This window comes from Listeria sp. ILCC797, from assembly GCF_900186185.1.
In the GTDB taxonomy this organism is placed as follows: Bacteria; Bacillota; Bacilli; order Lactobacillales; family Listeriaceae; genus Listeria; species Listeria goaensis.
This window is the reverse complement of record NZ_FYBS01000001.1, coordinates 463,016-477,956: the sequence shown is the minus strand read 5'-3', so window position 1 is coordinate 477,956 and position 14,941 is coordinate 463,016. Positions and strand designations below refer to the sequence as shown.

General features: G+C 41.0%; 12 protein-coding genes. 10 read left to right on the top strand and 2 right to left on the bottom strand.

Going from position 1 to position 14,941, the window contains the following annotated elements; all coding sequences use genetic code 11:
* Positions 1-3 precede the first annotated feature (3 nt).
* The 6 genes from BN1609_RS02305 to BN1609_RS02280 all read left to right on the top strand — a co-directional run bounded on the left by BN1609_RS02305 (position 4) and on the right by BN1609_RS02280 (position 5,511).
* Positions 4-948 (top strand): thymidylate synthase, encoded by a 945-nt coding sequence (locus tag BN1609_RS02305; protein ID WP_088815121.1) that lies wholly within the window; start codon positions 4-6, stop codon positions 946-948.
* Between the two features lie 11 nt (positions 949-959).
* Positions 960-1,445, top strand: coding sequence for a dihydrofolate reductase (locus BN1609_RS02300; protein WP_088808601.1), 486 nt, complete (start codon positions 960-962; stop codon positions 1,443-1,445).
* Positions 1,442-2,311, top strand: a complete 870-nt coding sequence (locus BN1609_RS02295) for a putative RNA methyltransferase (RefSeq protein WP_255377279.1) — start codon at positions 1,442-1,444, stop codon at positions 2,309-2,311. Before BN1609_RS02300 ends, BN1609_RS02295 begins: the two co-directional genes overlap by 4 nt.
* Before the next feature lie 44 nt (positions 2,312-2,355).
* Positions 2,356-3,843 (top strand): phosphomannomutase/phosphoglucomutase, encoded by a 1,488-nt coding sequence (locus BN1609_RS02290; RefSeq protein ID WP_088838670.1) that lies wholly within the window; start codon positions 2,356-2,358, stop codon positions 3,841-3,843.
* Between the two features lie 83 nt (positions 3,844-3,926).
* Positions 3,927-4,904, top strand: coding sequence for an aromatic acid exporter family protein (locus BN1609_RS02285; RefSeq protein WP_088808603.1), 978 nt, complete (start codon positions 3,927-3,929; stop codon positions 4,902-4,904).
* Between the two features lie 49 nt (positions 4,905-4,953).
* Entirely contained in the window at positions 4,954-5,511 is a 558-nt protein-coding gene (locus BN1609_RS02280) for a 2'-5' RNA ligase family protein (RefSeq protein WP_088815123.1), read from the top strand.
* 21 nt (positions 5,512-5,532) lie between these two features.
* On the opposite strand, the gene BN1609_RS02275 is transcribed toward BN1609_RS02280, so the two are convergent.
* Positions 5,533-6,906: an L-cystine transporter gene (locus BN1609_RS02275; RefSeq protein ID WP_088825305.1), complete on the bottom strand. Its 1,374-nt coding sequence runs from the start codon at positions 6,904-6,906 to the stop codon at positions 5,533-5,535.
* Positions 6,907-7,442: 536 nt separating this feature from the next.
* Here BN1609_RS02275 and BN1609_RS02270 point away from each other — a divergent pair.
* On the top strand, positions 7,443-8,159 hold the full coding sequence (locus tag BN1609_RS02270; RefSeq protein WP_088825304.1) for a hypothetical protein: 717 nt from the start codon (positions 7,443-7,445) through the stop codon (positions 8,157-8,159).
* A 109-nt stretch (positions 8,160-8,268) separates the two neighbouring features.
* Here the strand turns inward: BN1609_RS02270 and BN1609_RS02265 are convergent, their stop codons facing one another.
* On the bottom strand, positions 8,269-9,090 hold the full coding sequence (locus tag BN1609_RS02265; protein WP_088808606.1) for an AraC family transcriptional regulator: 822 nt from the start codon (positions 9,088-9,090) through the stop codon (positions 8,269-8,271).
* A 150-nt stretch (positions 9,091-9,240) separates the two neighbouring features.
* Here BN1609_RS02265 and BN1609_RS02260 point away from each other — a divergent pair, with 150 nt between their 5' ends.
* The 3 genes from BN1609_RS02260 (at position 9,241) to BN1609_RS02250 (ending at position 14,929) form a co-directional block, all read left to right on the top strand.
* On the top strand, positions 9,241-10,989 hold the full coding sequence (locus BN1609_RS02260) for an ABC transporter ATP-binding protein (RefSeq protein WP_088840467.1): 1,749 nt from the start codon (positions 9,241-9,243) through the stop codon (positions 10,987-10,989).
* Positions 10,976-12,757 (top strand): ABC transporter ATP-binding protein, encoded by a 1,782-nt coding sequence (locus BN1609_RS02255; RefSeq protein WP_088808608.1) that lies wholly within the window; start codon positions 10,976-10,978, stop codon positions 12,755-12,757. The genes BN1609_RS02260 and BN1609_RS02255 overlap by 14 nt, the downstream gene beginning before the upstream one ends.
* A 174-nt stretch (positions 12,758-12,931) precedes the next feature.
* Complete coding sequence (locus BN1609_RS02250; RefSeq protein ID WP_088838673.1) at positions 12,932-14,929, top strand: heavy metal translocating P-type ATPase; 1,998 nt, start codon at positions 12,932-12,934, stop codon at positions 14,927-14,929.
* Positions 14,930-14,941 lie beyond the last annotated feature (12 nt).

The following is a 14,941-nucleotide window of genomic DNA, read 5'->3' as shown; positions in this document are numbered from 1 at the left end:
ACGATGAAACAATATTTAGATTTGGAAAAATATGTGTTAGAAAATGGCACGCAAAAAGGGGACCGCACAGGGACTGGAACGATTAGTACGTTCGGCTATCAAATGCGTTTTAACTTACAGGAAGGTTTTCCGATTTTGACGACAAAACGTGTACCGTTTCGCTTAGTTGTGAGTGAATTGTTATGGTTTTTGCACGGGGACACGAACATTCGCTATTTGTTGCAACACAATAACAATATTTGGAATGAATGGGCGTTTGAGCGCTATGTGAAAAGTGCGGATTACAGTGGCCCTGATATGACGGATTTTGGTTTGCGGGCGAATAGTGATCCGAAATTTAATGAAGTTTATCAAGCTGAAATGGAGAAATTTAAAGCGCAAATCTTAGAAGACATGAGCTTTGCTGAAAAATACGGTGAGCTTGGCAATATTTACGGGAAACAATGGCGTGAATGGAAAACGTCTAGCGGCGCGACAATTGATCAGCTGCAGGAAGTCATTCAAATGATTAAAACGAACCCCAATTCGCGCCGTCTAATTGTATCCGCATGGAATCCGGAAGATGTGCCGAACATGGCTTTGCCGCCTTGTCACACGCTGTTCCAATTTTTTGTGGCAGACGGAAAACTATCCTGTCAGCTTTATCAAAGAAGTGCGGATATCTTTTTAGGGGTACCGTTCAACATTGCAAGCTATGCGCTACTTACGCATTTAATTGCGCGTGAAACGGGGCTTGAGGTGGGCGAATTCGTTCACACGATGGGAGATGCGCATCTTTACAACAACCATATTGAGCAAGTGAAAGAGCAATTGTCGCGTGATACGCGTCCGCTTCCGAAGCTTGTTTTATCGGATAAGCCGGCGACGATTTTCGATTTTGATGTGGCGGATATTACGCTAGAAGGCTACGACCCGCACAAGATGATTAAAGCACCGATTTCTGTTTGAGGAGGATGACGATGATTTCTTTTATTTGGGCACAAGATAAAATGGGCAACATTGGGAAAGAGAATAAAATGCCGTGGCATCTGCCAGCCGATTTGAAGTTTTTTAAAGAGCAGACGAGCGGTCACACAATTGTGATGGGGCGAAAAACGTATGATTCCCTTGGAAAAGCTTTACCTAATCGGCGAAATCTCGTTTTGTCACGTGATAAGTCGCTCCAATTGCCAGATGCGGAAGTGGTCCATGATAAGCAAACTATTTTGGATTTGGCGGCAAATGAGTCGGTCTTTATTTGCGGGGGAGCAGAAATTTATCGCTTATTTCAAGCGGAAGTCGACCGTTTAATTGTGACGAAAATTGATGCGGCTTATGATGCTGATACGGCTTTCCCTGAAATCGACTGGTCAAATTTCCAATTGATGAGCCAAACGGACGGCATGCGTGATGAAAAAAGCAACGTTACATTTGGTTTCTATACGTACGAAAGAAAATCGGTATGATGAAATCGAAACTAGAGCAGCGAGCGGAACGAATTTCTGCCGCAGTGGATGCATTTCGTTGCCCAATTTGTGCGTCGCCATGTCATTTTGTTCGGCCATTGACATTAAAATGTGGAACGGGGCACGCGTTTGATGTTGCGAAACCAGGCTACTTGTTTTTACTGCCACACGGAGTGAAAACGAAATATGAGCAAGGTTTATTTGAAGCGCGGAAACGGCTCATTGAAACAGGCTTTTTTGATGGTCTGACGGCGCAAATTGTCCCTCTTATAAATCGTTTCAATAAAGCGGAGATTCAAATGGTTGACGCTGGTTCAGGCGAGGGCAGTCACTTGGCGCATCTTTTAGCCCAGAGTGAGAAAAAAGTTCGGGCATTTGGTTTTGATATTGCAAAAGAAGGCGTTCGGCAGGCTGCGAGAGATTACGGGGAAGCAATTTGGGCGGTTGCGGATCTTGCGAATATGCCGCTTCAAACGGGACAAACGGATGTCATTCTAAATATTTTGTCGCCGGCTAGTTATCAGGAATTTGCGCGAATTTTAACGGATGACGGTATTTTAATTAAGGTTATGCCGGAAACGAATTATTTAACCGAGTTACGTGCCTTTTTTTATGAAGAAAACACGTATTCAAATGAGCGTGTGCATGAACGTTTTAAGGAAACTTTTACGATTTTGCATGAGGAGCGTATTACGTATGAGCGCAAACTTAATCGGGTGGAGCTGACGGATTTAATGGAAATGACACCACTTGGCTGGCACATTACGGAAGAAAAGAAAGCGGCGCTACTACAAAAAACGCCTCAAAAAATCACCGTTGATTACAAATTAGTTGTTGGCGCTAAACATAATTTGGACTTAAAATAAGGCTTTCCATGTTATATAATGAAAAGAAAAACAGGAGGTTTCGTATGACTGAATTTTTAGCACTTCAAAATGGCTCAGATATTCGTGGTATTGCGATTCAAACGGACGAACACGACGTGACTTTGACGGATGAGGCGATACAAAAAATAGCACGCGGCATCACCTTTTTTCTAACCAAAAAGAAAGGGTTAAAAGGGCGCATAAAAGTGGCGATTGGCCATGACAGCCGTTTATCGGCGGAACGAATTAAGTCGGAGCTTATTTCCGTGCTCGCGGCAGATGGCTTCGCTGTTTTGGACGCGCACCTTGCGACTACGCCTGCGATGTTTATGGCGACCCAGTACGCGGAAATTGACGCCGATTGTGGCATCATGATTACGGCAAGTCACCTTCCTTATTTTTACAACGGTATCAAAATTTTCACAAAAGCGGGTGGCGCTGAAAAAGAAGATATTGCTTACATATTGGAACATGCGGACCGAGAGCATGTGAAAGAACAAGCTGGTTCGGTTGAAAATATTGATTTGATGAGCCTCTACGCAGATGATTTAGTGAGGAAGATTCAAACAAAAGTTGGCGCAGGAGAAAAGCCACTTGCTGGCAGTAAAATTGTGGTCGATGCAGGAAATGGAGCAGGTGGTTTTTTCGCAGAGCGCGTTTTAGCTCCACTAGGTGCTGACGTTTCAGCGAGTCAATTTTTAGAGCCGGACGGCCATTTCCCGAATCACATTCCGAATCCTGACAATGATGAGGCAATGGCGAGCTTACGAAAAGCTGTTTTAGAAAGTCAAGCTGATTTAGGTGTCATTTTTGATACGGATGTCGACCGCGCGGCTATTATGGATCAGCACGGGGAAAGCTTGAATCGAAATGCTCTTATCGCCGTTATTTCCGCTATTCTTTTAAAAGAGTATCCTGAAACGACAATCGTGACGGATTCAACAACTTCTGACCATTTAAGAGCTTTTATTGAGGCACATGCTGGCAAGCAACATCGTTTTAAACGCGGCTATCGCAATGTTATTGGCGAAGCGATTCGCTTAAATGAAATGGGTACGCCATCTGAAATTGCGATTGAAGTGAGTGGACATGCTGCTTTGAAAGAAAACTACTTTTTAGATGACGGCGCCTATTTAGTGGCTCGAATTTTAATGGAATATGCGGTACTCAAGAAAAACAGTCAAGACTTAACTGCTTTGATAGCCGACCTAGAGCAGCCAAAAGAAAGCAAGGAGATTCGCATTCAAATTGCGACGTCTAATTTTAAATCCTACGGACAAAACGTGTTGCACGAATTTGAAAGCTTTATCAAACTGACGCCTGACTTTGAACTTGAACGGGAGAATTTTGAAGGTATTCGCGTTAAGACAAGCGGCAAGTATGGTTCGGGCTGGTTTCTACTTCGAATGAGTTTGCATGAACCAGTGATGCCGTTTAATTTAGAGGCTGACGAAGCGGGAGGCATAAATCGCGTGCTTGACACGCTAGAGCCATTTTTTGAACGTTTTGATGGGCTACACATTCCATTTTAAACTTTACAAAATCTTGAAGAGAATTCTTCAAGATTTTTTGTTTTCATGCTATCATAGAGTGATGTGAAAGAGGAGGTCGACCGATGCGAATTGGGATGCGGACATTAAAAACGGCAATTGGGGCGACAGTTGCAATACTGCTTGCACAGTGGATAGGATTAGAATATGCTGTTTCGGCGGGAGTTATTACGATTTTGAGTGTTCAAAATACGAAGAAGGGATCGATGCAACTTGCGATTCAGCGCGTTTATTCGACTGTGATTGCGCTATCGATTTCAGCCATTTTATTTCTTTTGATAGGATTTAATGCGATTAGTTTTGGACTGTATTTACTTATTTTTATTCCGCTTGCTGTGCGTCTTAAAGTGACAGATGGGATAGTCGTTAGTTCGGTGCTTGTGACGCACATTTTAGTGGAACAGTCGCTAGCGCTTTTCTGGTTTGTTAATGAAATGGCGCTTATGGCAGTGGGGGCGGGGATAGCAATACTGCTAAACCTTTATATGCCTAAACTGGATGTGAAATTAAAACAAGATCAGCAAAAAATTGAGGCATTGATGCGGCAGATTTTATTCGCGATGTCGCAAAGTTTAAAAAACGAAGTGCCTTATGTTGACGGTGATGTTCGTTTTAGTGAACTTAAAACGTCTCTTTTAGCCATGCAAGCGGGAGCTACGCAAAATGTGGACAATTATTTTTTAAAAGAAGTGCATTATTATGTGCAATATGTGGATATGCGGCTTGTTCAGTATCGTGTTTTGACGCAGATGAAGCGACATCTTGCGGAGTTTAAGGGAAATACGGAGCATAGCAAAATTTTGGCTGGATTGACGGAGAAGACAGCGCTTGAACTTGCGGAAGATAATCCGGCTGATAGGCTGGTTGAGGAAATTACAAATCTTGTTCGCGCTTTTCGAAAAAGTGATTTGCCTAGTTCGCGGGAAGAATTTGAAAATCGGGCGGTGCTCTTTCAATTTATGAATGATTTACGTTATTTTTTAGAAACAAAACGTGATTTTTATGTGGAATTTGGGTTGGAAAAAGAGCAGGTGAACGTTTAGTCTAAGTTGGAAGGGGAAAACTGGTAAAAAAGCATGCGGAGGTGGTTGTATGTATGCTGTAATTGCACTTTTTGATGAGAATACGGAGCGAGAGATTAAGGACATTTGGTTTGAATTGAAACGGCGTGGCTTGTCAAATTATGTGGACGACATGCGCCACCGGATGCCACATATTACGCTTGCTACGTACGATAATATTCGGCATCAGCAATTTGTGAATAAGCTTGTGCATTTTTATAAAGGGCAGTATGAGATAAAAGTGGAATTTAATGCAGTAGGCACATTTTTAAAGTCAGGCGTAGTTTTCTTGGCTCCTACGGTAACAAGAGAGTTGCTGTCTCTACATGAAAAGCATCACCTTTTATTTGATGACTACAATCGCAATCCGACATCGCATTATTTACCGGGCAGATGGACGCCGCATACGACGATTTCCAGTCATTTACACAATGAAAAAATCGCGGGTGTTTATCGGTACGGGGTCAATCTTTCGCCGATTAAAGGAAAGATAACGGGAATTGCGCTAATTGAATCGTTCCCGGGAAACCGTGTTGAAATCATTTTTAGAAAACGATTGAAGAAAATAGAGAAAGGAGCAAGGCGATAGGTCGCCTTGCTCCTTTTCATATTATACGGCAACTTCTTCAGTTTCTTGTTCTTTTTCAAGAGAGCCTGTGGCGCGACTTGTGACGATTCCGGATACCATGCTATCACTCACGTTAAGCGCGGTACGCCCCATGTCGATTAAAGGTTCGATTGAAATTAAAACGCCAGCAAGTCCAACGGGTAGGTTTAAGGCAGATAATACGATGATGGCTGCAAATGTTGCGCCGCCTCCAACACCGGCTACGCCAAACGAGCTGATGGCTACAATGGCAACTACGGTCAGAATGAAGCTAATCGAAGTAGGGTCAATGCCGACTGTTGGTGCAATCATAATGGCAAGCATCGCTGGATAAATGGCAGCACAGCCATTTTGACCGATGGAAAGTCCAAATGATGCGGCAAAATTGGCAATCCCTGACGGCACACCTAGTTTGCGTTGTGTTTCAATGTTGAGAGGTAAGGCTCCCGCGCTCGTTCTGGAAGTAAAAGCGAATGTTAAAACGGGGAGTGATTTTTTTACATAAGTAATAGGGTTAACGCCTGCAATCGCAACGATTAATAGGTGAATAATAAACATGGTGATGAGGGCAACGTAAGAGGCGATGACAAAGTTCCCTAGCTTCAATATCGCATTAGCATCGCTTGTCGCAACAGTACTTGTCATAATCGCGAAAACGCCATACGGTGTTAGGCGAAGGATTAATCTCACGATGCGAAGAACGATGGCGAAAATGGCATCAATGCCGCGCGAAAAAATTTCTGCTTCTTTTGGCTGCTTGCGTTTAACACCAAGATACGCGACGCCGATAAAGGCTGAAAAAATAACTACGGCAATGGTTGATGTTGCTCTTGCACCAGTCATATCGAGGAACGGATTAGCTGGTAATAATTCTAAGATTTTTTGGGGTAAAGTAAGATCACCAATTTCTGCGAACCGGTCTTGAAGCTCCTTGCCGCGTGCGACTTCTACCGCACCTTGTGAGATATTATCGGCGTTTAAATGGAAGAGTAGGGCAGAAACGATACCAACCACAGCAGCAATTGCCGCCGTTACAATAAGTGTTCCAATAATCCAAATTCCGATTTTAGCGATATTCGTTTTGAGTTCCAGACGTGTAAAAGCGGTGATAATGGAAACAAAAATAAGTGGAATGGCAATCATTTGTAGGAATTTGACGTAACCTCCGCCGATAATCCCTAGCCAGTCGGTTGTTTCTGTTGTAACAACGCTTGACATGCCGTAAATCCACTGTAATATAAATCCGGCTAAAATGCCGACGAAAAGTGCGAGTAAAACCCTTTTTGAGAATGAAACATGACGCTTTTGTAAAAAGATAAAAAGTCCGATAATGGCAAGCGCCACAACTAAATTAAGTATGACTAAAATGGTATTCAAATAAAAAGCCCCCTTTTTTAATGTTTATAATTCCGATAAGAATTATTGGTATTAAGAATACAATGAAATAAAACATAAGTCAATTAAAATTTTTAAAAAAGAAGACCCTGCCATTCCATTTTGATTGAATTGGAAACATGCCTAAATGGAGCAACGAATTCTAATTCGTAAAGTTTATTATTAAATGAAATTTTTGTTTTATTGTCATGCGGTATAAAATTGTATATAATCAAATTGTGAGATGATAAACAAAGGAAGGTGGCACCATGTCGAAATATGACGGAGAAATCACACATTTCAAACAAATGCTTTCGAAATAACAAGTCAATCAAAAACAAATAGATGTGAAGTGTTCATAACAAATTTAGGAACTGGAGATTATGATGAAGGAATGTATAGTTTGTTTGGACAATATGAAGATTTTGCGGAATATTTGAAAACACAAGAACTCTCAGACGAAGAATTCAAAAATCGTATTCAAGTTGCTATACAATTTCTTGAAAATGTTAGAAATAATAATAATGAGTGGGTTATATATGAATAAAAAATGGTTAGTAGTTTTAAGTATTACTGGAGTTTTGCTGTTTTTGGTCGTTAATTTTAGTTCGATAAAAAAAACGATTGAATTACAAAATAAAGATATTGAGGAGCAGACTATTTACTTTCTTCATCCTAAGTATGATGAAGAATGGAAGCAACTAGATGATAAGATTACTTTTAATTATACGCAGAGAAGTGGGATAAATAAACTAATCTATGATGATGAATTTATAGTTTCAGCTAATTCGACTGATAAAAGAGAACTTGGAAAGGTCATAAAAAAGAGCTCTGTTCCTAACGTTCTTTTTAAAGTTATATATACAGATAATATTAGTATTGAGTCTGAACTGCCAACTGATGCAAATATTCTTGTTGTGCGTGGTCATGCTGAATTAAGTGACTATACAGTTTTTGAAATCCTAAATAGTAAGGGTAAATATACAACTAATTTAGAGATGCAACAAGAACTTGGGGTATCGACTCAAGAAATTGTGGACATCACGACTGATAAAAAAAATAGATATTTGAATTTATTGAAAAGAATCTATCAAAATGAACTTGCAAGATGCACTTCAACTCGAAATGATTTGTTACTATTATCAGGCTTATTTTTAGTTAGTTATCTTGTGCTAATAACGGGGCTCCATCTGTTTCTCAAATTTTTGAAAACTAAGCGAATAAAAAATAAAGACAAATTTTATGAGGAATTGTAAATATTCAGTAGTTAGTAAAACATAAAAACCCAAAGAATAGATTTTCTAATTCTTTGGGTTTTCTTTATGAGAGCTATCTTAATCATTTCTTTACTGTTAAAAGTTTAATTCAACTCGTTTGAGACGGCGGGAAGCCGTAATGTTTTTTGAAGAGTTTGCTAAAATAATAGGCATCATTGTAGCCGACAAGTTTGGCGGCTTCTTTTACGGTTAGGTGGCCGTCTTTTAGTAGCAGATAGGCTTTTTCGAGGCGGATTTTAATCAGGTAATGAATCGGTGAGTCGCCAGTTTCCTCTTTAAAAACGCGAGAAATATAGGCGGGACTAATGTACATGGTTTCGGATAGGCGTGACAAGGAAACTTCTTCGGTGTGGTGTTTTTCCATATAGTGAATGATTTCATTGACGATTTGTTGTTTTTCAAGTTCTTCCATAGACAGTTTTAAGCCGCTTGTTTGAATCTGTTCTGGTTCTGCTTCGCGCAATATTTGGATAATAAGTTGCATAACGTAAGTTTTTAGCAGTAAATCATAGCCAGGATTTTCTTCGGACTTTTCTCGAAGGATATCCTCACAAATGGCTAAAATTTTCGAGCTTAACTGATTTTTTTGCAACACGGTTTCTTTAAAAGGAAAGGTGTTGCGCGGGAAGCCGGCTAAAGAAAAATTGCGAAAACCGATATGAATCTGGATATTTTGCATGCCTCGTTCGGCAATATCAAAATGGCGCACACCTGGGTTTAGAATAAGCATATCGCCACGACTTAAAAGAACCTCACGTCCTTCGATATTATACTTCACTTGTCCTTCGTAAATAATGGAAAACTCGATAAAATCATGATGGTGATTCTCGCCAATCCGTGGCTCGTTCGTATAACAATCGCCCACATAAAGAATTTGCGGATTAAACGTGTTGGTATCGATTTTGAGCATCTTCTTTCCCCCTTTGGATTTAAACGCTTACAAGCCTCGATTTAATTATATAATAAAGTCCATCATTATGGGAAAGATTAACCATTCTTTTTTAATAAAATCGGTGTAAACTAAGTACTTGTATATTAATTCAAAAGGATGTGTTCGCACTTGGACAGCTTAAAATGGATTTGGACATATGTGAGGCCTTATCGTACGCGCTTGTTAATTGCTTTTATTCTTATATTTCTTGCTTCGCTTATTAGCGTTCTTTATCCATTGCTTGGCGGTAAGGTGATTGACTTGGTCGTTTATCAGCACAAGACTTCTTTGCTCATTCCGATTTTGCTTATTATGATTATAAGTACCTTTATTCGAACTGTTTTTCGCTATAGTTATCAAATTTTGTTCGAACGGATTGGACAAAACGGATTATATCAAATTCGTGAAGACCTTTACCAAAAATTGCAAGCGCTTGATTTTAACTTTTTCAATCACACTCGTGTTGGGGATATTATGGCGCGAATGACAGGGGATACAGATGCGATTCGGCATTTCGTTTCTTGGGTTGTTTATAATATTTTGGAAAATTTATTCCTGTTTATTTTTGCGATTGGCATCATGCTGACTATTGATTGGAAACTAACACTTACTCTCGTACTACTAACACCATTTATAGCGATTCTTACCATTTTGATGTCTAAAAAGGCACAACCCGCTTTTTATGAAATTAGGGAAAGTTTTTCGCGCCTTAATTCCATGGTGGAGGAAAATATTAGTGGAAATCGTGTTGTAAAAGCCTTCGCACGGGAAGACTACGAGATGCAAAAATTTCATAAGCACAATCTTGATTTTAAAAAGCGTAACTTAGATTCTGCAGAAGTTTCTAAGAAATATTTACCAGTGCTTGATTCATTAGCAGGTATGTTAACCATTATTACACTTATTCTAGGTGGCTACTTAGTGATGAAAGGGCAAATGTCACTTGGCGATTTAGTCGCATTTAATGGCTTCTTATGGATGCTGAACGGGCCGATGCGAATGAGTGGTTGGTTAATCAATGACGCGCAGCGTTTTATCGCCTCTTCTTTTAAAATTCGGGACATGCTAAAAGCAGAAGCGAAAATTCCACTACGCGCTGAAAAATTGCCACATACGATTGAAGGGTATGTTGAATTCAAAAATGTTTCTTTTCATTTTGAAGATGATCCAACAACCGAGGTATTAAAAAATGTTTCTTTTCAAGTTAAACCAGGGCAAACGATTGCGATTTTAGGGGAAACCGGAGCAGGTAAGTCAACGCTCGTCAATTTAATTTGCCGCTTCTATGACCCAACTTCTGGGCAAGTGCTAATCGATGGTGTTGATGCAAGAGAATGGCATGTGCGCGAGCTTAGACAGCATATTGCAACTGTGATGCAAGATATTTTCTTGTTTTCGGATACGATTGAGGGCAATATCGCGTTTGGCGCACCAGATGCTTCAATGGAAGATATTCGGCGGATGGCGCGTATTGCTGATGCGGATCATTTTATTGAAACGATGCCGGAAAGTTATGACACAATAGTTGGTGAGCGCGGTGTTGGTTTATCGGGTGGACAGAAACAGCGGATTTCGCTTGCGCGAGCTTTATTGAAGCAGCCTTCTATTTTAATTTTGGATGATACAACTTCTGCAGTGGATATGGAAACAGAAGTAAAAATTCAAGATGAGTTAAAAAAAGTGACGCATAAAACGACGACGTTTATTATTGCGCACCGAATTTCTTCGGTAAAAGATGCGGATGAAATTTTGATTCTCCGCCGCGGAGAAGTGATTGAACGTGGAAATCACGCGGAGTTACTTGAGAAGCAAGGATACTACTATGAAATTTATCATAAGCAACTTGGAACGGAGGTGAGCGGCGATGGCACGGAATAAATTTGATGTTGATGAGGAACTAGAAGAGGGCTTCAATGCGGCGCACTTAAAACGCATTTTTGTCTATATTAAACCTTACCAGAAGCCGATTTATTTGACGTTATTTGTCATTTTACTAGCGAACATTGCGCAAATGGCGGGTCCTTATTTAACTAAAATTGTCATTGATGATACGATTCCGAATCAAGATTATACTCAGCTATTTTGGATTGCCGTCATTTTCATTCTTTCGGTTGTCATTACTGGACTGTGTATGCGGTACCGAATTTATTCAATTACGGTTATCGGGCAAGACATTTTAAAGGATATGCGAACGGCGATTTTTAGTCATTTGCAGAAGCTACCATTTTCATATTTTGATAGTCGCCCACACGGCAAGATTTTAATTCGCGTCGTCAATTATATTAATATGCTGAGTGACCTATTATCAAATGGATTAATTAATCTTATTTCAGATATTTTAAGCGTGATTGTGACACTTGGTTTTATGTTTGCTATTGATCCTGTGCTAACGCTTTATAGTTTAGCGCTTGTGCCCGTTTTACTTATTATCGTGTTAGTCATCAAAACGGCTCAACGCAAGGCATACCAAGTTTTAAGCAATAAAACATCAAATATGAACGCCTATATTCATGAAAGTATTGCGGGTATTAAAGTCACACAAAGTTTTGCGCGTGAAGAAAAGAATTTTGAAATTTTTAGCGATGTGAGCGATGCTTACCGGGAGTCGTGGATGAAGGCTGTTAAAATCCAGTTTTTACTTTGGCCGGGTGTGCAAAATATTGCGGTAATGACGACTTGTTTGATTTACTTTGTCGGCATAAGAGGGCTAGGCGTAGATGTTTCAACAGGGACACTAATTGCCTTTGTCGGCTATGTTGGGAATTTTTGGAATCCGGTAATTAATATCGGGAATTTCTATAATGCGCTAATTACAGCAACGACCTATCTTGAGCGGATTTTTGAAACGCTTGATGTAAAACCGGATATTCAAGATTTGCCGCACGCTGCGAAAATGCGTCCAATTAAAGGGAATGTTGATTTTAATAGAGTCTTTTTCCGCTATGAAAAAAATCATGATATCCTAAAAGGAATTGATTTTCATGTGAAAGCTGGCGAATCGATTGCGCTTGTTGGGCCAACTGGGGCTGGGAAAACGACGGTCATCAATTTGCTGAGCCGCTTTTATGATGTGAATGAAGGGGAAATTGCTATTGATGGGCAGAACATTCGTGATGTGACACTTCATTCGCTGCGCAGTCAAATGGGGGTCATGCTGCAAGATACCTTTATTTTTTCCGGGACGATTATTGAGAATATTCGTTACGGGAAGCTAGATGCAACGGAAGAAGAGGTTATTCAGGCGGCGAAAATCGTTCGGGCACATGATTTTATTAAGGATTTAAAAGACGGGTATCATACGGAGGTTAAAGAGCGTGGTAGCACGCTTTCGGCTGGACAGCGGCAACTCATTTCGTTTGCGCGAACGCTTCTTGCGGATCCGAAGATTTTAATTTTAGACGAGGCGACTTCAAGCATTGATACTAAAACGGAAATTTTATTACAAGAGGGACTTGAACGTTTGTTAGAAGGACGGACCTCATTTATTATCGCGCACCGGATTTCCACGATTAAAAATAGTTCGCGAATTTTCTATATTGACAATGGGCTCGTTCAGGAGGCTGGTAGTCATGATGAACTCATGGCGCAAAAAGGCTATTACTACAATTTGTATCAGGCGCAATTTGATTTATTGAATGCGCTCTAGAAAAGTCGCATGGAATCGAAAAAGATTTCATGCGACTTTATTTTGCGAAGTCCTTTTCGGAAAAATTCACAAATTGATGTTACAATAGTGATGGAAATCAGATTGTGAAAAACTTTGAATTTGTGTGAACTAAAACGTATCAGTCTGAAATATCATGTAAAGAAGGTGTGATTGATGGAAAATGAACATAGTCATCACCATGATTTGCATAAGGAAGATTCGGAGCATATGCACGATAAACATGCGGGGCATCATACGGGGGATTTTAAGAAGAAGTTTATTATTTCGCTCTTTTTGACAGTCCCACTTGTCGTGCTTTCTGCTGCTGTGCAAGATATTTTTGGCTATCAATTGACATTTCCCGGGACGGAATTTGTGCAGCTTATTCTCGCATCCATTTTGTATTTTTACTGCGGTTTACCGTTTTTAAAAGGGGCTGTCTCGGAAGTGAAAGACCATGCAATTGGCATGATGAGCTTAATTAGTGTCGCCATTTCAGTTGCTTATTTTTACAGTGTAGCAACGGTTTTCGGTTTTCATGGCATGGATTTCTTTTGGGAATTAGGTACGCTGATTTCCATCATGCTGCTTGGGCACTGGCTTGAGATGCGTTCGATTATGGGGGCGTCAAAAGCGCTTGAAGCTCTTGCAGGACTTTTGCCGAAACAGGCAATTAAACTGGTGGACGGGAAACAGGTGGAGGTAGACATTAGCGATATTCAGCCAGGCGACAAGGTGCTCGTGCGTGCAAACGATAAAATCCCGACAGACGGTGAAATTGAAAGTGGTAGCACGCATATTGATGAGTCGATGCTGACGGGGGAATCACGGCCGGTCAAGCGTGTGACGGGAGACCAGGTGATTGGCGGCTCGATTAACGGAAGTGGCACGATAACGCTTCGTGTGACGGGAGTCGGGGCGGAATCTTATTTGCAGACGGTCATTGATATTGTGCAAAAAGCGCAAAACGCCAAATCAAAAACGCAAAATCTAGCGGACCGTGCAGCCAAATGGCTAACTTATATCTCACTAGCAGCGGGTTTTTCAACTTTAATTGTCTGGCTGGCTTTAGGGCGGGAACCGTCGTTTGCGATTATGATGATGGTTGGCGTCATGGTTATTGCCTGTCCGCATGCTCTTGGACTCGCGATTCCGCTCGTGGCCTCTAACTCGATTTCGAAAGTGGCAGCGAACGGCGTCTTAATCCGCAACCGGACGGCATTTGAAAATAGTAGCAAAATGACAACCGTTGTTTTTGATAAAACGGGTACGCTGACAATCGGGAATTTTACGGTTGTTCAGGTCGTGAGCTTTAAAAGCGATTATTCGGAGGAACAAGTCCTTCAGCGCGTTGTTTCCCTCGAGCAGTTTTCAGAACACCCAATTGCAAGCGCGATTACAAATTACGGCAAGGAGCATGAGGTGCGGAAGCACGATGTTACTGGTTTTGAAGCTTTAACTGCAAAAGGGGTTAGTGGCTTGATTGACGGCGAAAAGCATGCGGTGCTTAGTCCAAAGGCGCTGGTAGATTTTGATTTGAAGCCGCTTAAAACGGAAGATGCTGCGGCACGAACGGTTGTGTATTTGGTCATCGCAGGCGAGCTGATTGGGCAAGTTGAGCTGGCTGATGAGGTTCGGCCGGAATCGAAGCAAGCGGTGAAAGATTTGCAGGCAAACGGGATTCGCGTTTTTATGGCTACAGGAGATAATGAAGCGGTCGCGAAACATGTGAGCGATGAACTTGGACTTAATGGCTACTTTGCGGAACTTCAACCGGAAGAAAAACTCCAAATTTTAACGGAACTCCAAGAAAAAGGGGAGTACGTAGCAATGGTTGGCGATGGTGTCAATGATGCCCCAGCCCTAGCAACAGCGAGTGTTGGCATCGCAATTGGGAGCGGAACGGAAGTCGCAAATGAAGCGGCAGATATTATTTTAATCCAAAACAATCCAGAAGATGTGTTCAAGGTGATTCATTGGGGAAAATTAACGAAACGCAAAATGGTGCAAAACTTGGCTTGGGCAACGCTTTATAACGTGATTGCCATTCCAGTTGCGGCAGGCGTTTTATACCCGTTCATTTTACCGCCCGCAATTAGTGCGGCGATTATGTCGCTAAGTACGATTATTGTGGCGATTAATGCGCAACTTTTGCTGAAGCAAATTAAATAAACGCCACCGGGC